This window comes from Amycolatopsis arida (assembly GCF_900115565.1).
In the GTDB taxonomy this organism is placed as follows: domain Bacteria; phylum Actinomycetota; class Actinomycetes; order Mycobacteriales; family Pseudonocardiaceae; genus Yuhushiella; species Yuhushiella arida.
This window is the reverse complement of the sequence record NZ_FOWW01000002.1, coordinates 235,160-253,413: the sequence shown is the minus strand read 5'-3', so window position 1 is coordinate 253,413 and position 18,254 is coordinate 235,160. Positions and strand designations below refer to the sequence as shown.

The 18,254-nt window shown below is 73.5% G+C and carries 16 protein-coding genes and 1 CRISPR repeat array; of the genes, 10 read left to right on the top strand and 6 right to left on the bottom strand.

Features of this window, described 5'->3' with window-relative positions:
• The first annotated feature begins 45 nt into the window (after positions 1-45).
• The 3 genes from BM051_RS06065 to BM051_RS06055 are packed head-to-tail and all read left to right on the top strand — an operon-like array spanning position 46 to position 4,832.
• Positions 46-1,677, top strand: coding sequence for a carboxyl transferase domain-containing protein (locus tag BM051_RS06065; protein ID WP_092528988.1), 1,632 nt, complete (start codon positions 46-48; stop codon positions 1,675-1,677).
• A 3-nt stretch (positions 1,678-1,680) separates the two neighbouring features.
• A complete protein-coding gene (locus tag BM051_RS06060) occupies positions 1,681-3,672 on the top strand; it encodes an ATP-binding protein (protein WP_092528986.1) in 1,992 nt (663 codons plus the stop codon).
• Positions 3,669-4,832 carry an acyl-CoA dehydrogenase family protein gene (locus tag BM051_RS06055; RefSeq protein ID WP_092528984.1) on the top strand — a complete coding sequence of 388 codons (1,164 nt, stop codon included), beginning with the start codon at positions 3,669-3,671 and terminating at the stop codon, positions 4,830-4,832. Before BM051_RS06060 ends, BM051_RS06055 begins: the two co-directional genes overlap by 4 nt.
• Before the next feature lie 25 nt (positions 4,833-4,857).
• Here the strand turns inward: BM051_RS06055 and BM051_RS06050 are convergent, their stop codons facing one another.
• Positions 4,858-5,628, bottom strand: a complete 771-nt coding sequence (locus BM051_RS06050; protein ID WP_092528982.1) for a class I SAM-dependent methyltransferase — start codon at positions 5,626-5,628, stop codon at positions 4,858-4,860.
• A 358-nt stretch (positions 5,629-5,986) separates the two neighbouring features.
• Between BM051_RS06050 and BM051_RS06045 the strand changes: the two genes are divergently transcribed.
• The 3 genes from BM051_RS06045 (at position 5,987) to BM051_RS06035 (ending at position 9,602) form a co-directional block, all read left to right on the top strand.
• A complete protein-coding gene (locus BM051_RS06045) occupies positions 5,987-6,919 on the top strand; it encodes a DNA-3-methyladenine glycosylase family protein (protein ID WP_243859187.1) in 933 nt (310 codons plus the stop codon).
• A gap of 70 nt (positions 6,920-6,989) precedes the next feature.
• A CRISPR array of direct repeats spans positions 6,990-7,384; the repeat unit is 28 nt; unit sequence GGACCACCCCCGCGGGTGCGGGGAAGAC.
• 186 nt (positions 7,385-7,570) lie between these two features.
• A complete protein-coding gene (locus BM051_RS06040; RefSeq protein WP_424923230.1) occupies positions 7,571-8,293 on the top strand; it encodes a M50 family metallopeptidase in 723 nt (240 codons plus the stop codon).
• Between the two features lie 67 nt (positions 8,294-8,360).
• A complete protein-coding gene (locus tag BM051_RS06035) occupies positions 8,361-9,602 on the top strand; it encodes an aldehyde dehydrogenase family protein (protein ID WP_092528978.1) in 1,242 nt (413 codons plus the stop codon).
• Positions 9,603-9,800: 198 nt separating this feature from the next.
• Here BM051_RS06035 and BM051_RS06030 read toward each other — a convergent pair whose 3' ends face one another.
• The 4 genes from BM051_RS06030 to ccrA form a co-directional block, all read right to left on the bottom strand.
• The gene (locus BM051_RS06030; RefSeq protein WP_208325821.1) at positions 9,801-10,934 is read right to left on the bottom strand and encodes an adenylate/guanylate cyclase domain-containing protein; all 1,134 of its coding nucleotides are present in this window, start codon (positions 10,932-10,934) and stop codon (positions 9,801-9,803) included.
• Positions 10,935-10,955: 21 nt separating this feature from the next.
• Positions 10,956-11,405 carry a universal stress protein gene (locus tag BM051_RS06025; protein ID WP_092528976.1) on the bottom strand — a complete coding sequence of 150 codons (450 nt, stop codon included), beginning with the start codon at positions 11,403-11,405 and terminating at the stop codon, positions 10,956-10,958.
• Positions 11,406-11,492: 87 nt separating this feature from the next.
• On the bottom strand, positions 11,493-12,599 hold the full coding sequence (locus BM051_RS06020) for a coiled-coil domain-containing protein (RefSeq protein WP_092528974.1): 1,107 nt from the start codon (positions 12,597-12,599) through the stop codon (positions 11,493-11,495).
• A gap of 42 nt (positions 12,600-12,641) precedes the next feature.
• The gene (ccrA, locus tag BM051_RS06015; RefSeq protein ID WP_092528972.1) at positions 12,642-13,988 is read right to left on the bottom strand and encodes a crotonyl-CoA carboxylase/reductase; all 1,347 of its coding nucleotides are present in this window, start codon (positions 13,986-13,988) and stop codon (positions 12,642-12,644) included.
• Positions 13,989-14,304: 316 nt separating this feature from the next.
• On the opposite strand from ccrA, the gene BM051_RS06010 reads away from it, so the two are divergent.
• Both BM051_RS06010 and BM051_RS06005 read left to right on the top strand, forming a co-directional pair.
• Positions 14,305-14,676, top strand: a complete 372-nt coding sequence (locus BM051_RS06010) for an SPW repeat protein (protein WP_092529613.1) — start codon at positions 14,305-14,307, stop codon at positions 14,674-14,676.
• Positions 14,677-14,850: 174 nt separating this feature from the next.
• Positions 14,851-15,414: a TetR/AcrR family transcriptional regulator gene (locus tag BM051_RS06005; RefSeq protein WP_243859249.1), complete on the top strand. Its 564-nt coding sequence runs from the start codon at positions 14,851-14,853 to the stop codon at positions 15,412-15,414.
• Here the strand turns inward: BM051_RS06005 and mce are convergent.
• Entirely contained in the window at positions 15,408-15,860 is a 453-nt protein-coding gene (gene mce / locus BM051_RS06000) for a methylmalonyl-CoA epimerase (RefSeq protein ID WP_092528968.1), read from the bottom strand. The two genes, BM051_RS06005 and mce, sit on opposite strands and share 7 nt — an antisense overlap.
• A gap of 126 nt (positions 15,861-15,986) precedes the next feature.
• Here mce and BM051_RS05995 point away from each other — a divergent pair, with 126 nt between their 5' ends.
• Together BM051_RS05995 and meaB are read left to right on the top strand one after the other, a co-directional pair.
• The gene (locus BM051_RS05995; protein WP_092528966.1) at positions 15,987-17,174 is read left to right on the top strand and encodes an acetyl-CoA C-acetyltransferase; all 1,188 of its coding nucleotides are present in this window, start codon (positions 15,987-15,989) and stop codon (positions 17,172-17,174) included.
• A 4-nt stretch (positions 17,175-17,178) separates the two neighbouring features.
• The gene (gene meaB, locus BM051_RS05990) at positions 17,179-18,144 is read left to right on the top strand and encodes a methylmalonyl Co-A mutase-associated GTPase MeaB (RefSeq protein WP_092528964.1); all 966 of its coding nucleotides are present in this window, start codon (positions 17,179-17,181) and stop codon (positions 18,142-18,144) included.
• Positions 18,145-18,254 lie beyond the last annotated feature (110 nt).

Sequence of the window (18,254 nt, the reverse complement as noted above, 5' to 3'; positions counted from 1 at the left end):
TGCTAACCTGGATTCGTTCCACCGGCGCATCAGGAGGAGGCGGGCATGCCACCAGGTGGACCGGCCGACATGCCGGTGCTCACCAGCTCGGTCGATCCGCGGGGTGAGGCCTTCGCGCGCAACGCCACCGCGCACGCCGAGCTCGTCGAGGACCTGCGCAAGCGGTTGGCCGTCGCGCGGCAGGGCGGGCCGGAGAAGGCGCGAACCCGGCACGTCGAGCGCGGCAAGCTGCTGCCGAGGGACCGGGTGGACGCGCTGCTCGACCCGGGATCGCCCTTCCTCGAGCTCTCCCCGCTGGCCGCCACCGGGCTCTACGACGACGAGGCGCCCAGCGCGGGCATCATCACCGGGGTCGGCAGGGTGTCCGGCCGTGAGTGCGTCGTGGTCGCCAACGACGCCACGGTCAAGGGCGGCACCTACTACCCGATGACCGTCAAGAAGCACCTGCGCGCGCAGGAGGTGGCGCTGCACAACAACCTGCCGTGCGCCTACCTCGTCGACTCCGGCGGCGCGTTCCTGCCGAGGCAGGACGAGGTGTTCCCGGACCGCGAGCACTTCGGCCGGATCTTCTACAACCAGGCCACCATGTCCGCCCGCGGCATCCCGCAGATCGCCGCGGTGCTCGGCTCGTGCACCGCCGGCGGCGCCTACGTCCCGGCGATGAGCGACGAGGCGGTGATCGTGCGCGACCAGGGCACGATCTTCCTCGGCGGGCCGCCGCTGGTGAAGGCCGCCACCGGCGAGGTCGTCACCGCCGAGGAGCTCGGCGGCGGGGACGTGCACGCCCGCTCCTCCGGAGTCACCGATCATCTCGCCACGGACGACGCGCACGCGCTGCGCATCGTCCGGTCCATCGTCGGCACGCTCGGCCCCCGCCCGCCGCGGCCGTGGGAGGTGCTGCCCACCGAGCCGCCGGCCGTCGACCCCGCCGAGCTGTACGGTGCGGTGCCCACCGACCCGCGCACCCCCTACGACGTGCGCGAGGTGATCGCCAGGATCACCGACGGCAGCAGGTTCGCCGAGTTCAAGAAGGAGTACGGCACCACACTGGTCACCGGCTTCGCCCGGATCCACGGCCACCCGGTGGGCATCATCGCCAACAACGGCGTGCTGTTCGCCGAGTCCGCCATGAAGGGCGCGCACTTCATCGAGCTGTGCGACCGGCGCTCGGTGCCGCTGCTGTTCCTGCAGAACATCACCGGCTTCATGGTCGGCAAGGCCTACGAGGCGGGTGGCATCGCCAAGCACGGCGCCAAGATGGTCACCGCGGTGGCCTGCGCCAGGGTGCCGAAGCTGACCGTGATCATCGGCGGCTCGTTCGGCGCCGGCAACTACTCGATGTGCGGCCGCGCGTACTCGCCCCGCTTCCTCTGGATGTGGCCGAACGCCCGGATCTCGGTGATGGGCGGTGAGCAGGCCGCTTCGGTGCTGGCCACCGTCCGCCGGGACGCGGTCGAGGCCCGCGGCGGCACCTGGTCGGCCGAGGAGGAAGAGGCGTTCAAGGAGCCCATCCGAACCCAGTACGAGGAGCAGGGCAACCCGTACTACTCGACGGCGCGGCTGTGGGACGACGGCGTGATCGACCCGGCGGACACCCGTCAGGTGGTCGGGCTCGCGCTGTCCGCGGCGGCCAACGCGCCGCTGGAACCGGTCGGCTACGGCGTTTTCCGGATGTGAGGCATGTTCGACACAGTTCTGGTCGCCAACCGCGGTGAGATCGCCGTCCGCGTCATCCGCACGTTGCGCCGGCTCGGCGTGCGCTCGGTCGCCGTCTACAGCGACGCCGACGCCGACGCGCGGCACGTGCGGGAGGCCGACGTCGCCGTCCGGATCGGGCCGGCCGAGGCCGCGCGCAGCTACCTCGACATCGCCGCCGTGGTGCGTGCGGCGGTGGACACCGGGGCCCAGGCGGTGCACCCCGGCTACGGGTTCCTCGCCGAGAACGCCGCGTTCGCCCGTGCCTGCGCCGAGGCCGGGCTGGCGTTCGTCGGCCCGCCGGATGCGGCGATCGAGGCCATGGGCGACAAGATCCGGGCCAAGGCCACGGTGTCCGCGGCCGGCGTCCCCGTGGTGCCAGGAAGGTCCGATGTGGACGCCGACGACCCTGGCGCGCTCGCCGCCGCGGCGGCCGAGGTGGGGTACCCGGTACTGCTCAAGCCCTCAGCCGGCGGTGGCGGCAAGGGGATGCGGCTGGTCGAGCGGCCCGAGGAGCTCGCCGGCGCGGTGGAGTCGGCCCGCAGGGAGGCCAGGGCCGCCTTCGGCGACGACCGGCTGCTGCTGGAGCGGTTCGTCACCGCGCCGCGGCATATCGAGATCCAGGTGCTCGCCGACACCCACGGCACGGTGCTGCACCTCGGCGAGCGGGAGTGCAGCCTGCAGCGGCGGCACCAGAAGATCATCGAGGAGGCGCCCTCGGTGCTGCTCGACGACGCCGCACGGGCCCGGATGGGCGCGGCGGCAGCGGACGCCGCCCGCTCGGTGGGCTACGTCGGCGCCGGCACGGTCGAGTTCATCGTCTCGGCGCACGACCCCGACGAGTTCTTCTTCATGGAGATGAACACCCGACTCCAGGTCGAGCACCCGGTCACCGAGCTGGTCACCGGCATGGACCTGGTGGAGTGGCAGCTGCGCGTCGCGGCCGGCGAGCCGCTCGCCCTCCGCCAGGAGGACGTCCGGCTCACCGGGCACGCGGTCGAGGCCAGGGTCTACGCCGAGGACCCCGCCCGCGGGTTCGTGCCCACCGGCGGCACCGTGCTCGCGGTCGGCGAGCCGGTCGCCGAGCACGTGCGGGTGGACTCGGGGCTGCGCGCGGGCACCGCCGTGGGCTCGCACTACGACCCGATGCTGGCCAAGGTCATCGCGTGGGGACCGGATCGGGACGCCGCGCTGCACCGGCTCGACCACGCGCTCGGCGAGACCGCCGTGCTCGGCGTGCCCACGAACGTGCCGTTCCTGCGCGCGCTGCTCGCCGACGACGAGGTGCGCGCGGGCCGGCTGGACACCGGGTTGGTCGAGCGGCGGCTGGACCAGTTGGTGCGCGTCGAGGTCCCGGCGGAGTTCTTCGTCGCCGCCGCGCTGGACCGGCTGCTGTCGCTGAGCCCGACCGGGCCGGTGGTGGACCCGTGGGACGTGCCCAGCGGGTGGCGGCTCGGCGGGCCGGGCGGAGTGACGTTCCGGCTGCGATCCGGCGACACCGAGGCGATGGTGCGGGTCGAGGGCCTGCCCGGCGACGCCACGGTGACCGTCGACGACGCCGAGCCCGTGCCGGTCGCGGCCCGCTGGACGGACTCCCGCGCCGGGCTCGAGCTGCGCTACGCCGGGGAGCTGCGCCGGTTCCGCCGGACCAGCGCCCCCGACGGCACGCTCTGGTTGGCCCGCAACGGCTTCTGCCTCCCGGTCGGGGAGCGGCCGAACCTGCTGGCCACCTCCGGCGAGTCGGCCGCGGCGGGCCCGGTCACCAGCCCGATGCCGGGCACCGTGCTCGTGGTGAAGGTCGCCGAGGGCGACGTGGTGCGCGCCGGCGCCCCGCTGCTCGTCGTGGAGGCGATGAAGATGGAGCACACCATCACCGCGCCGGTGGACGGCGTGGTCGCCGAGCTGCACGTCCGGGCCGGCCAACAGGTCGCGCTGGACGAACCCCTTGCTCTGGTCACCCCCGAGGAGACACCGTGATCGACTTCAGGCTGGACGACGAGTACGAGGCACTGCGCAAGACCGTCCACGACTTCGCGCAGAACGAGGTGGCGCCGGTGATCGGCGGCTTCTACGAGCGGGAGGAGTTCCCGTACGACCTCGTCGCGCGGATGGGCCGGATGGGCCTGTTCGGCCTGCCGTTCCCCGAGGAGTACGGCGGCATGGGCGGCGACTACTTCGCGCTGTGCCTCGCGCTGGAGGAACTGGCTCGGGTGGACTCCTCGGTGGCGATCACCCTGGAGGCCGGGGTGTCGCTCGGCGCCATGCCGATCTACCGGTTCGGTACCGCCGAGCAGAAGGAGCGGTGGCTGCCCGCGCTGTGCGCCGGCGAGGCGCTGGGCGCGTTCGGCCTGACCGAGCCCGGTGGCGGGTCGGACGCCGGGGCCACCCGCACCACGGCGAAGCTCGTCGACGGTGGGGGACACTGGGTGATCAACGGCAGCAAGTCGTTCATCACCAACTCGGGCACCGACATCACCCGGCTGGTCACCGTCACCGCGGTGACCGGGACCAAGCCCGACGGCGGCAAGGAGATCTCCACGATCATCGTGCCGTCCGGAACGCCCGGGTTCACCGTCGCGCCCAAGTACTCGAAGGTCGGGTGGAACGCCTCGGACACCCACGAGCTGTCGTTCGACGACTGCCGGGTGCCGGAGGAGAACCTGCTCGGTTCCCGCGGCCGCGGCTACGCCCAGTTCCTGTCCATTCTGGACGAGGGAAGGGTGGCGATCGCCGCGTTGAGCGTCGGGCTGGCCCAGGGCTGCGTCGACGAGTGCCTGCGCTACGTCGACGAGCGGGAGGCGTTCGGCCGCAGGATCGGTGAGTACCAGGCCATCCAGTTCAAGGTCGCGGACATGGAGACCAGGGCGCACACCGCGCGGCTGGCGTACTACGCGGCGGCGGCGAAGATGCTGCGCGGCGAGCCGTTCAAGAAGGAGGCGGCCATCGCCAAGCTGGTCTCCTCCAACGCGGCGATGGACAACGCCCGCGACGCGACCCAGATCTTCGGCGGCTACGGCTTCATGAACGAGTTCCCGGTGGGCCGCTTCTACCGGGACGCCAAGATCCTGGAGATCGGCGAGGGCACCAGCGAGGTGCAGCGGATGCTGATCGCCAGGGAGCTCGGCCTGCGGTCCTGACCGGGGATCCCCGGCGTCAGGGCTGTCACGGGGCCCTGGTGCCGGCCACGATCTGGGTGACGCCGGCGTAGTCCTCGGTGATCTCGGTGAAGCCGCGGTCGCGCAGCTTCGCGGCGATCTCCCCGCGGTCGAACATCCGCATGCCGGTGGTCGCGCCGAGGAGGGTGATCGCCGCCCGCGCCGGCGGCCAGCCGTGCCGGGCACTGGTGAACAGGGCCAGCCGGCCGCCCGGCTCGAGGGTGCTGGTGAACGAGTCGAGCGCGGCGTCGGGGTCGGCGAACAGGTGCAGCGCGGCGAAGCAGCAGAGCCCCTGCACGGAGGCGGGGCGGAGCGGCAGGGTGACGGCGTCGGCGCGGACGTAGGCCACCGACTCCGGCTGCGGCTCGGCGGCGACCGCCTTGGCCAGCATCTGGCGGGAGCCGTCGAGCCCGATCGCGAGGCCCTCGGCGCCGACCGCCTCGCCGAACGCGCGGGTGAACCGGCCGGTGCCGCACGCGACGTCCAGCACGGTCCGGCCGGGGCGCGGCCGCAGCAGGTCGACGGCCAGTGCGACCTCGCGCTCCATGCTCGGCCCGCGCAGCCCCTTGGCGACGCGGCCGAGCGCGGGGCGCCAGTACCGCTCGTAGACCATCGGCACCGCCGTGGTGCGCATCAGCCGCTGGGCCAGTCCGGTGGAAGGGCCGGCCTGCTCGGCACCGCCGAGGAGGTCGACGTAGCCGTGCGCGAGGTCCGGCTCGGACACCGGTTCGGTCAGCAGGTCCAGGAGCCGCTCGCGGGCTTTCGGGCTGGTCGGCACGTCTGCTCCTCCTTCCGCCGTCCCCAGTATGCCCCGGCGCGGCCGTCCCTTCCTCCGGTGACCGACCCGCCCGTTCGCGCCGGCTCGCACGGGTCCGAGGTGCCCGTTCGCGCGGTTTCCGGGACCGGGTGGTCCCTTCGTTCCCACTGTTCCTGGTCCTCGTCGCCACCCCGCCCTAGCGTCGGACACCACCACGACCGGAGGGGAGTCCAGAAATGACGAGGTCCACCGTGAGCAGATCCGACACGCTGGTCCACTGTGTCGCTGTCGCTGGCCGGTGCGGATCGGCCGCCCCGCGCGGGCCGGCCGCCGCGGGGGGAGCGCTTTCGTGGGGACGCGGCGCGGCGGGAGCAGGGCCGTGACCGCGCCGCTGACCGAGCACGCCGGCATCGTCACCGATGTCACCGCTCGCGGCCCGTTCGACCTCGCCGCGAGCGCCGGGTTTCTCGACGACGTGCCGCCGCCCGCCCGCGATCCCGCGGTGGACGGGCTGGCGCTGGCCTTCCCGGTCGACGGCCGCTGGGTGCCGGCCGGGGTGCTGGTGCGCCAGCGCGCCCCGGGTCCGGTGCGGATCGAGGTGAGCGCGCCACCGGACGTCGTGCCCGCCGCGACCGTGCAGGCCGGGCGCATCCTGTCCCTGGACGTCGACGGCGGTGACTTCGCCGCCGTGGCGGAGGCGGACCCGGTGCTCGACGGGCTGTACCGGCGGTGGCCGGGGATGCGCCCGGTGCTGTTCGCCTCGCCCTACGAGGCGGCGTGCTGGGCGATCATGGCCAACCGGATGGGCGGCGGCTACGCCACGGCGGTCAAGCAGCGGATCGCCCGCCGGCACGGGCCGAGGGTGCGGGTGGGGACGGCGGTGCTGTGCGCCTTCCCCGCGCCCGGGGTCCTCGCCGAGGTCGACGGGGTGGCCGGGCTGCCGGAGCGGAAGGTCGAGTGGCTGCGGGCGATCGCGCTGGCGGCCCGGTCCGGCGAGCTGGACGCGGAGCGGCTGCGCGGGATGGAGGCCGAGGAGGCGCTGTGGCGGCTGCGGCAGCTGCCCGGGGTGGGGCCGCACTCGGCGCAGCTGGTGCTGGGCCGGGGCGCGGGCCACCCGGACGTCTTCCCGCGCGACGACTGGCGGTTGCGCGTGGCGATGGCGCGCCGGTACGGCGTGGGCCCTGCGGACGTGCCCGCGCTGGAGCGCCTCGCCGAGCGGTGGCGCCCGTACCGCGGCTGGGCGGCGCACCTGGTGCGCCTCGCCGACGACACCCCCGAGCCGGTGGGCCCGACCGCCCGCGGGGGAGGCTGACGTGACCAGCCGGCGGTGCGGCCGCGCCGGGACGCACCATGACGCGGTTGCCCGTGCCGCCCGACCAGCACGACCACCCCCGCGCGTGCGGGGAAGACTTACCGCGAGCCCGCACCGGCGCGCTTGGTGACGGGACTACCCCCGCGCGTGTGGGGAAGACCGGCGTCGCTGCTGGTCGGTGACGCGCCCCGCCGGACCACCCCCGCGGGTGCGGGGAAGACTTCGGGCAGCAGACCCGCAAGCTCGGCGTCGGGGGACCACCCCCGCGGGTGCGGGGAAGACTTCGTATCGAGCGCTGCGCGGACGAAGCAGTCCGGACCACCCCCGCGGGTGCGGGGAAGACCCCAGTCGTCGTACCGGGGCCTGGACACCTACGGGACCACCCCCGCGGGTGCGGGGAAGACATGAACACCACCGTGTTGTACGTGCTCGGCGGGGGACCACCCCCGCGGGTGCGGGGAAGACACTTCGTGACCTGCGGGTTTCCGCGCCCCGAGGCCGGTTTTCATTTACTTTGTGGCGCAGAGTCTAGCGGGTCGGCGTGCCGGCGGCGACGGATCGGCCGTCGGTGTCCGGGGCGCCAGGCATCGTCGCCCCGCGGGGGTGCCTACTTCGAACGAAAGGGGGTCGTGATGAGCTGATCAGGTGGAGCTGACCGACGCGATCGGAATCTGGCGGCTGTTCGACACCCAGGCGCCACCGCCGCCGGCGGTGGCGCTCGTCGCCGGGGTGGCGGCGCTCGCCCTGGTGCTGGCCCGCCGGCCGTGGCGGCTCGCCCGGCACGTGATCACCATCGTGCACGAGGCGGGGCACGCCCTGCTCGCCGTGCTCAGCGGCCGGCGGCTGCGCGGCATCCGGCTGCACTCGGACACCTCCGGCGTCACCGTGTCCCGCGGCAAGCCGACCGGTCCCGGGATGGTGCTCACCACGTTCGCCGGCTACCCGGCGCCCGCGCTGCTCGGGGTGGCGTTCGCCAGCCTCCTCGCCGCCGGCCGGATGGCCGCACTGCTGACCATCGCGGCCGTGCTGCTGCTCGGCGTGCTGGTGATGGTGCGCAACGCCTACGGGGTGTTCGCGGTGGTGACCGTGGCCGCGGTGCTCGCCGTGGTCGCACTGGTCGCCCCGCCCGGCGTGCAGGGCGTGTTCGTCTACCTGATGACGTGGTTCCTGCTGTTCGGCGCGGTCCGGCCGGTCTTCGAGCTGCAGGCCAAGCGCCGCCGCGGCGCCGCCCGCGACTCCGACGCCGACCAGCTGGCCCGCCTCACCGGGATGCCGGCGCTGCTGTGGGTGCTGATCCTCGGGGTGCTGGCGGTCTGCTGCCTCGTCGTCGGGACGGTGCTGCTCCTCGAGCCCGTGGCCGCCCTGACCGCCTGAACGGGTGGCGCGATCCGTGCGGCACACTGATGGCCCGGGAAGAACGCGGGTGAGAAGGGCGAGTGCCGTGACGGACGAGGTGGCGAAGGCGGTTCGGGAGTGCGCGCTCGCGGCGAGGCGGGCGGCGCCGTCGCTCGCCGCGGCGGACGGCGCCGCCGTCGACGCGGCGCTCACGGGCATGGCCGACCGGCTGCTCGCCGAGCGCGCGGCCGTGCTCGACGCGAACGCGGCCGACATCGCCAAGGCCAGGGACGAGGGCATGAGCGCCGGCCTGCTGGACCGGCTCACCGTCACCGACGCCCGACTCACCGGAATGGCCGAGCAGCTGCGGCTGCTCGCCGGCGCCCCGCATCCGGAGCGGGAGATCCCGCTGTCCAGCCCGGCCGAAGGGCTGCGGCTGGTGGAGCGCCGACGCCCGGTCGGGGTGATCGGGGCCAACTACGAAGCCCGACCCAACGTGACCGTGGACGTCGCCTCGCAGCTGGTCAAGTCGCGCAACGCCGGGGTGCTGCGCACCGGCTCGGCGGCGCTGGGCTCGGCGCAACGGCTGCTGGAGAAGGTCGTCGTCCCGGCGCTGGCCGAGGCCGGCATCGACGCCGACGTGGTGCAGCTGGTGCCGCGGGCCGAGCGCGAGGCCGCCGCGGCGCTGGTGGGCCAGCCGGACCTGGTGCCGCTGGTGATCCTGCGCGGCAGCGGGGAGAGCACCCGGTCGCTGGCGGCCGAGGCCGCCCGGCACGGGGTGCGCACGCTCGCGCACGCCGACGGTGGTGGGGTGCTGTACCTGGCCGAGGACGCCGACCAGGGCAGGGTGCGCACGCTGGTCGTCGACAGCCTGGACCGGCTCGGGGTGTGCAACCGGCTGAACCTGCTGCTGATCCACGCCGCGGCCTACGACCGGCTGTGGCCGGTGGTGGCGGACGCGCTCGCCGAGCGGGACGTGCGGCCGTCGCTGCCCCCGCACGACCATCCGATCGGCTACGAGTGGGCGCTCGACGCCGACCGGGAGGCCACCGTGACCGTGGCCCCGGTGGACGGCCTGCGCGAGGCCGCCGCGATCGCGAACGAGCGAACCTCCGGCCTCGCGGCCGGGATCGCCACCGAGGATCCCGCCACGGCGGCCGAGTTCTTCGACGCCTACGAGGGCACCGGCGTGTTCTGGAACGCGCCGACCCGCCTGCTCGACGGCTTCAAGCTGTTCGGCGTGCCGGAGACCGGGATCAACCTGGACAGGGTCCCCGGCCCCCGTGGCCCCGTCACCTACACCGACCTCTACGTCCGCCAGTACGCCGTCCTCCCCGCCAACCTCTGACCCACCCGACGCGAGTCCCACGTCCGGAACGGCGAGATCGACATTCGGGACCTCGAGCCCTACGGTGCGGACGGCGAAATCCACGGTGGGACGGGGAGTTCCCGTCGAGGCTCGCGGGCGACCGCGGCCGCCGGCCATGCCCACGGCGGTAGGTCCGCCGAACCGGGGAGCGATGGAGCCCGGGGGAGGGCCAGGAGGTCAATCGGAATCGTCGGGGCGGCGGCGCGGGGAGCCCGGAGGTGGCGTCGGCCGGATCAGGCCGAGCAGTTCGGCCGCGAGTTGCTGACCGGACTCGAACGCCCCGCCCGCACTCCCGGAATCCTCGCGCCCCGACCGCGCTGACCGCCGCGCGCGGCGCAGTGCCGCCGGCCGCAGCCGGTGGTAGCCGCGGACCGCCGCTGGTCGCCGGCTCCGCAGCTCGAACGCCGGCTCGTCGGCCAGCGCGGTGGCCATGTCCCGGTCCACCAGGATGGTGCCCGGTCGCGCCAGTGACGTCAGCCGCGCGGCGACGTTCACCACCGACCCGTACACGTCGCCGAACCGGCTCAGCACCCGCCCGCACGCCAACCCCGCCCGTACCTCCGGCAGCTCGGCGTCCGCGGCGGTCCGCTCGGTCAGCGCCAGCGCGATCTCCGCCCCCTCCACCGCGGAATCGGCCACGAACAGCACCTCGTCGCCGATCATCTTGACCACCCGCCCGCGGTGCTCGGCCACCACCTCGGTCGCCAGCGTCTCGAACCGGTCCAGCACCCGGCTCAGCTCCGCCTCCCCGATCCGTCGGGTCAGCCGCGTGTAGCCGACCATGTCTACGAAGCCCACCACCTCGGTACGGCTCTGCAGGTCCTCGTCCGGGCTGGCCAGCGCCCGCCCGGCGTACGCCGCCAGGTGCCGCCGCCAGACGTAGTTCTGCACCCGCTCCAGCTCCGGCAGCAGCTGATCCACCAGCCGCGCGATCTGCCGCTCGTTCCGTCCGAGCTCCTGGTTCTCGGTGATCAGCTCCCACAGCAGGTGCACCTGCCACTCCGCCAGCCGGGAGAGGTGCTGGCCGAGCGCCCTGGTCACCGACGTCTCCACCGACTCGTCGATCAACCCGGCGCGGACCAGGCCGTCGGCGATCCGCACCGCCTCGATGTCGGCGTCGGTGAACACCACCTCGTCGTCACCGACGGTGGCGAACCCCAGCGCGCGCCACAGCCGTCGGGTGCGCTCCTCCGGCACCCCGGCCTTCGCCGCGACCTGCAGCCGAGTGTGCTTGCGCCGTCCACCCAGCAGGATCCGCTCCAACCGCCGCTGCAGGGCACCGGCGGCGGGATCGGCCGAGTCCCCGTTCACGCCCCCTCCTCGCCCGGCAACTCACGTGGTGTGCACGATGAGCACGTCCACACCGGACTTGCGGGCCACCTCCGACGGCACCGACCCCAGGATGCGCCCGGCCAGCGTGTTCAGCCCGCGGTTGCCGACCACCAGCAGGTCGGCCGACCGCTCGGCGACCACCTCGCGCAGCGCCTCCACCGGCTCGCCGAGCACCGGCGCGGTCTCGATCCTCGTCGCGCCCGCTCGCGCGGCGCGGTCCCTGGCCGTTTGCAACGTGTCCTCGGCCGGCGCCGAGCCCACCACCTGGTAGGCCTCGTCCTTCAGCACGTCCTGGGCCTTCTCCACGTCCTGCCGGCTGGCGGGGTAGTAGGCGCAGGCGATGACGAGGGTCGCGCCGGAGTCGGCGACCACCTTCGCCGCGCGGTCCACGGCGGCGAACGACGAGTCCGAGCCATCGGTGCCAACGACCACGGTCTGATAGGCGGCCATCCGGATCCTCCTGCGAAGCGTACTCGGCGGTAGCGACGGTGTTCCTCGCAGAGATTAGCGGGCCGGAGGCCCGGGCGCAGGCCCCACCTACTCGCGAGTTGGTTTCCGTCCTCGCTGCTTGCCCGCGGTGGCCGGCTCGCTCCGCCGCCCACCGGAGCTCGCCGGCTCGCGTCGCTGCCCGCCGATGGCGCGCTCGGCCGGTGCCGCCTGACCCAGCAGCTGCTCCGCCTCGGCGAGCACCGAGCGGGCGGCCTGCACCTGCTCGGCGATGCTCGTCCGCAGCGCGCGCAGCGCCTTCACCCGCTCTGTCGCGTGGTTGACCCTGCGGTTGGCCTCCTCGGTGGCCTCCCGCACCCTGCGGTTCGCCTCGTCGGTCGCCTCGGCGATGCGGGCGTTGGCCTCGCTGATCGAACTCTGCTTGCGCTGGTTGGCTTCGGCGACCGATTTCCGCCGGCGGCGCTCGATCTCCTCCCGCGCCGTGGTCTCCTCCTCGGCGACCTTGGCTCGGATCGCCTTGGCCTCCTCGGTGGCCTCGCGCACCCGCCGCTCAGCCTCGGCCTTGCTGGTGGCCTCCTGCTCGGCGAGCACCCGCATGGCCTCGGTGCGCCGCGCGGCCATCGCGATCTCGAAGTCCTCCTCGACCTGGGTGCGCCGCTGCTCGGCCTCCTCGTCGAGCCGGTCCCGCTCGGCCTTGGCCTTGCTGACGATCTCCTCGGCCTCGGCGCGGGCTTCGGCCAGCACCTTGCGGTGCTCGGCCTCCATCTCCTTGCGCCGCTCGGACAGCTCGGTCAACAGCTCCTCGTAGCGGGCCCGCATGGCGCTGGCGTCACTCTCCGCCTTCGCCCGGATGTGCCCGGCCTCGGCCTCCGCGCGGGCCCTGGTGTCGGCGGCCTCGTCCTGCGCCAGCCGCAGCATCCGCTGCAGCCGCTCGGACAGCCCCTCCAACGTCGTCGGCGGCTGCGCCAGCCGCTCGACCTGGCCGCGCAGGTCGTCGATCTCGCCACGGGCGATCTCGAGCTGCCGGGCGAGGTCGCCGGCCTGCGACACGGCCGCGTCTCGGTCGGCGGCGAGCATCTTGAGGTCGGCGTCCAGCCGTTCGAGATGCTCGTCCACCTGCGCCCGGTTGTATCCGCGCTTCTCGAAGTCGAAACCGGCACCCAGGGGTACGAGCTCGCGTTCCTCGCCAAGGCTCATGCGTCCCACCCTAGCCGCAGACGGGGTCGCGCCGGAGCCGACTCAGGCTCCGCGGAAGCGATTGATCGCCGCGTGGTGCCGGTCGCGCAGCTCACGGTCGCGCACCCCGAGCCCCTCCTCCGGCGCCAGGCACAGCACGCCCACCTTGCCCTGGTGGGCGTTGCGGTGCACGTCCAGCGCGGCCTGCCCGGTCTCGGTCAGCGGGTAGGCCCGGGACAGCGTCGGATGGACGTGTCCCTTGGCTACCAGCCGGTTGGCCTCCCACGACTCCCGGTAGTTCGCGAAGTGCGAGCCGATGATCCGCTTCAGGTTCATCCACAGGTACCGGTTGTCGTACTGGTGCAGGTATCCCGATGTCGACGCGCAGGTGACCACCGTCCCGCCCTTGCGCGCCGCGTACACCGACGCGCCGAAGGTCTCCCGGCCGGGGTGCTCGAACACGATGTCCGGGTCCTCGCCGCCGGTGAGCTCCCGGATGCGGGCGCCGAACCGCTGCCACTCCTTGGGGTCCTGGGTGTGCTCGTCCTTCCAGAACCGGTAGCCCTCGGCCACCCGATCGATGACCAGCTCGGCACCCATCCGCCGGCAGATCTCCGCCTTCTCCGGACTGGACACCACGCAGACCGGGATGGCGCCGCCGTTCAGCGCGTACTGGGTGGCGTAGGAGCCGAGCCCGCCCGAGGCACCCCAGATCAGCACCACGTCGCCCTGCTTCAGGTCGGCCCCGTTCCGCGAGACCAGCTGCCGGTAGGCGGTGGAGTTCACCAGGCCGGGGCACGCGGCCTCCTCCCAGGTGAGGTGCGTCGGCTTGGGCATGAGCTGGTTGGCCTTCACCAGCGCCAGCTCGGCCAGCCCGCCGAAGTTCGTCTCGAACCCCCAGATGCGCTGCTCGCTGTCGAGCATCGTGTCGTTGTGCCCGTCCGGCCCCTCCAGCTCGACCGAGAGGCAGTGCGCCACCACCTCCTGCCCCGGCCGCCAGGTGTGCACCCCCGGCCCGGTCCGCAGCACGACGCCGGCGAGGTCGGAGCCGACGACGTGGTAGGGCAGGTCGTGCCGCTTCGCCAGCGGGGAGAGCCGCCCGTAGCGCCGCAGGAACGCGAACGTGGGCAGCGGCTCGAAGATCGACGTCCACACCGTGTTGTAGTTGATCGCGCTGGCCATCACTGCCACCAGCGCCTCGCCGGGGCCCAGCTCCGGCGTGGGCACCTCGTCGACGTGCAGCGCCTCGCGCGGGTCCTTGTCCCTGGTCGGCAGCCCGGCGAACATCTCCGTCTCGTCGGCGTGCACGGTGACGCCGCGGTAGCTCTCCGGGACGGGCAGCGACGCGAGCGCGTCGAGGTTGTCGGTCAGCACGGCGTGCTGGATCTCGCGGAGCGGGTGCTGCGCCATCGGTGCCTCCGGGGTGGTCGCGGCCAGAGCAGAGAAACTACTGGCGAGTAACCGGTTGCACAACGAGATGGGACGGGCGGCACCCGGACGGGTCAGCCGCCGCCGCGGTGGGTACCCGGGTCGTGGGTCCCCGCCGGCGCGCCTCGCGCCCCTGGACCGCCCCGCCGGTGGCGCGGGAACGGCGTCGACGGAGGGATCCCCTGGTTGGCTGGCTGGCCGACCAACGTCTTGACCGGCCGGCCAACCAAGGAGCAAAATGGCAGGTGGAAGCACTGTAGGAGTGCTTACCGGAGTGTTCGTCTCGGAGGTGATGACGATGCGCGAGACCTCGGCACGTCCCTGGACCAGGCCGCACGACTGGGCAGAGGTCGTACTCGGTGTCGTGGCGGTGCTGTCCCCGCTGTGGTTGACGACCAGCACGGCCGCGATGTGGACGCTGATCGTGCTCGGTGCACTGGTCGCGATCGACGGCCTGGTGTCGCTGGCGATGCCGGGGATGGTCTACGGCGAGGGTATCCAGATCGTGCTGGGCGCCCTACTCTTCATCTCGCCGTGGGTCATGGGCTACGCGGAGCTGACCGGCGCGGCCTGGACGTCGTGGGTCATCGGCGTGCTGACCGTGATCGCCGGTGCCGCCGCCCTCCCGGTCGCCAACGCGGTGCACCGTCGGACGGCTGGTTCGCACTGAGGCGACGACCCGTCGAAACTGTCGACATCGGGCCCACGACGGCGACGTTGTGGGCCCGTATGCACGTGAAGGGGTACCGAGGTGAGGCGGTCGAAGGCCACGAAGGCTGGGAAGCCTGCGAAGGCTGGCAGGGCCGCGAGGCGGCAGGAGTCGGACGCGTCCGCGCGCGAGCGCATCCTCGTCGCCGCGGAGGAGCTGTTCGCCGAGGCCGGCTTCGAGGCCACTCCCACCTCCAGGATCGCCGAGCGGGCCGGCGTGCCCAAGGGGTTGGTGCACTACTACTTCCGCCGCAAGTCCGACCTGCTGACCGCGCTGGTGGACCGGCTGCCCGACGAGCGGATCGAGACCTCCCGGGTGGTGGTCCCCGGCGACATCGCCGAGAGCCTGCGCCGGCTGGTCGCCGAGCTCGACCGGCGGCTGTCGGCCTCCCGGATGCTCTCGCACCTGCTCTGGCGGGAGGCCGACACCCACCGTGCGGTGCGGGACGCGTTGCAGGCCCGGTACGAGGTGCTGGTGCACCAGGTCCGCTCGGTGATCGTGGCGGCGGCGGGTGGCGCGGCGGCGGGCGGCCTCGCCCTCGCCGACGTGGACAGCGCCTCCGCGTTGCTCGCGCTGGCGGTGAGTTACCGGCACTCGATGGCTCGGCACACCGACGACGACGCGCTGGACGAGATGGAGCGGGAGCTGAGCTTCATCGCCGGCGCGCTCACCGCGAAGGCGGCGCCGGTTACTCAGTGACCTGGTCGTTCGCCGGCGGGCTCCACGAGCTCGACCAGCACGCCGCCGGCGTCCTTGGGGTGCACGAAGTTCACCCTGCTGTTCGCCGTACCGCGCCGTGCCTCCGGGTAGATCAGCCGGATTCCCCTGGCGCGCAACGCCTCCGCCGCGGCGTCGACGTCGGTGACCCGGTAGGCCAGCTGCTGCAGGCCGGGGCCCCTGGTGTCGAGGAACTTGGCGATCGTCGAGTCCGGGCGCAGCGGCGCGAGCAGCTGGACGGCCGGCCCGGCGTCGTCGCCGGGGGCGTGCAGCATGGCCTCGCGCACCCCCTGCTCCTCGTTGACCTCGACATGGGTGGCCCGCAGCCCGAACGTGTCGGCGTAGAAGGTGATCGCGGCGTCGAGGTCGGCGACGGCGACGCCGACGTGGTCGATCGTGGTGACGAACGGCTGCAGCGCGTCATTCATGCGACGAGAGGATAGGTCGTTCCCGGCGCGCTGACCCGTGCGCCCGCTCACAGTGCTCGATTCAGTTCGAACGCACCGGCGGTATCGTTGTCCGGAAGGTCCGCGCCACGAGCTTGGGAGGCCAGTGTGTCCGGTTCGGTGATCCTGGGTGCCGCCCGTACCCCGATCGGTCGCCTGCTGGGGTCGTTGAAGGACTTCTCCGGAGCGCAGCTCGGCGGGTTCGCCATCCGGGCGGCGCTGGAGCGGGCCGGTGTCGCACCCGAGAAGGTGCAGTACACGATCATGGGCCAGGTGCTCACCGCCGGTGCGGGACAGATCCCGGCGCGGCAGGCCGCGGTGGCCGCCGGCATCCCGATGGACGTGCCCGCGCTGACCGTCAACAAGGTGTGCCTGTCCGGGCTCGACGCCATCGCGCTGGCCGACCAGCTCATCCGCGCCGGCGAGTTCGACCTCGTGGTGGCCGGCGGGCAGGAGTCGATGACCCAGGCCCCGCACCTGCTGCCGAAGTCGCGCGCGGGGTTCAAGTACGGCGACACCACGCTAATCGACCACATGGCCTACGACGGCCTCTTCTGCGCGTTCGACCAGGTGGCGATGGGTGCCTCCACGGAGAAGCACAACGCGCGCCACGGGCTCACCCGGCGGGAGCAGGACGAGTTCGCCGCCCGGTCGCACGCCCGCGCCGCCGCGGCCATCGAGGCCGGCCGGTTCGCCGACGAGCTGGTGGAGATCGAGATCCCGCGGCGCAAGGGTGATCCGGTCGTCTTCGGCGCCGACGAGGGCGTGCGGGTCGACACCACGGTCGACGTCCTCGCGAAGCTGCGCCCGGCGTTCGCCGCCGACGGCACCATCACCGCCGGCTCGTCCTCGCAGATTTCCGACGGGGCGGCGGCGGTCGTCGTCGCCAGCAGGGCCAAGGCGGAGGAGCTGGGCATCGCGCCACTCGCCGAGATCGGCGCGCACGGCGTGGTCGCCGGCCCGGACGCCAGCCTGCACGAGCAGCCGGCCAACGCGATCAAGGCGGCGCTGGCCAAGGCGAAGCTGGACGTCGACGCGCTCGACCTGGTGGAGATCAACGAGGCGTTCGCCGCGGTCGGACTGGTGTCCACCCGGCAGCTCGGCGTCGACCCGGAGAAGGTGAACGTCAACGGCGGCGCGATCGCGCTGGGCCACCCGATCGGCGCTTCCGGGGCGCGGCTGGCCGTGCACCTCGTGCACGAGCTGCGCCGGCGCGGTGGCGGGCTCGGCGCGGCGGCGCTGTGCGGCGGCGGTGGTCAGGGCGACGCGCTGCTGCTCAGGGTGCCGAAGAGCTGAGCGCGTGCCGGCCGCGGTCGACGTCGGTGAGCTCGTCGAGCGGGCCCGGCGGGGGCAACCGAGGGCCATCGCCCGGCTGCTCTCCCTGGTCGAGGACGGCCACCCCCAGTTGCGGGAGATCGCCGCGGCGCTGACGCCGCACACCGGCCACGCGCGGGTGATCGGACTGACGGGGCCGCCCGGGGTCGGCAAGTCGACGTCGACGTCCATGCTCGTCTCCGCGCTGCGGCGGGCGGGCCGGCGGGTCGGGGTGCTCGCCGTCGACCCGTCCTCGCCGTTCTCCGGTGGCGCGCTGCTCGGCGACCGGATCCGGATGACCGAGCACGCCGTGGACGCCGGCGTGTTCATCCGCTCGATGGCCACCCGAGGCCACCTCGGCGGGCTGTCCGTGGCGACGCCGCAGGCGCTGCGCGTGCTGGACGGCGCGGGGTTCGACGACGTGCTCATCGAGACCGTCGGGGTTGGACAGTCCGAGATAGACATAGTCCGGCTGGCGGACACCACGGTGCTCCTGCTGGCGCCGGGGATGGGCGACGGCGTCCAGGCGGCGAAGGCGGGCGTGCTGGAGGTCGCCGACGTGTTCGTGGTGAACAAGGCCGACCGGGACGGCGCGGACGCCACGGTGCGCGAGCTGCGCCAGGCGGTCGCGTTCGGGCATCGCGAGGCGGGTGGACCTCCGTGGCGCCAGCCCATCGTCCGCACGGTGGCCTCCCGCGGCGAGGGCGCAGGCGACGTGCTGCGCGCGCTCGACGAGCACGCCGAGTGGCTGGCCGACAGTGGCGAGTCGCGCCGACGGCGGGCGGCCCGCGCGGTGGGGGAGATCGAGGCGATCGCGCTGCACCGGTTGCGCGGCGAGCTGGCCGGAGTCGGCGGGGGCCGGCTGACCGAGCTGGCCGAGCGGGTGGTGGACCGCGCGGTGGACCCGTTCACCGCCGCCGACGAGCTGCTCACCAACCTCCACACCACCTGACCCGCGTGTCCGCCGTTCCGGTCGCTGTCGTTGTCGTGGCCGCACTCCTCCCGCCTGCGCTCCTCCCTCGCGGGCGCTCGGTCGATGCTCGGCGGTCGTCGCGCGGCGGT

Bases quoted from the DNA above. Each gene is read 5' to 3' on its own strand.
- BM051_RS06065 (WP_092528988.1), top strand. From the start codon at position 46: ATGCCACCAGGTGGACCGGCCGACATGCCGGTGCTCACCAGCTCGGTC.
- ccrA (WP_092528972.1), bottom strand. From the start codon at position 13,988: ATGGCGCAGCACCCGCTCCGCGAGATCCAGCACGCCGTGCTGACCGAC.
- BM051_RS06025 (WP_092528976.1), bottom strand. From the start codon at position 11,405: ATGGCCGCCTATCAGACCGTGGTCGTTGGCACCGATGGCTCGGACTCG.
- BM051_RS06020 (WP_092528974.1), bottom strand. From the start codon at position 12,599: ATGAGCCTTGGCGAGGAACGCGAGCTCGTACCCCTGGGTGCCGGTTTC.
- BM051_RS06060 (WP_092528986.1), top strand. From the start codon at position 1,681: ATGTTCGACACAGTTCTGGTCGCCAACCGCGGTGAGATCGCCGTCCGC.
- BM051_RS06010 (WP_092529613.1), top strand. From the start codon at position 14,305: ATGCGCGAGACCTCGGCACGTCCCTGGACCAGGCCGCACGACTGGGCA.
- mce (WP_092528968.1), bottom strand. From the start codon at position 15,860: ATGAATGACGCGCTGCAGCCGTTCGTCACCACGATCGACCACGTCGGC.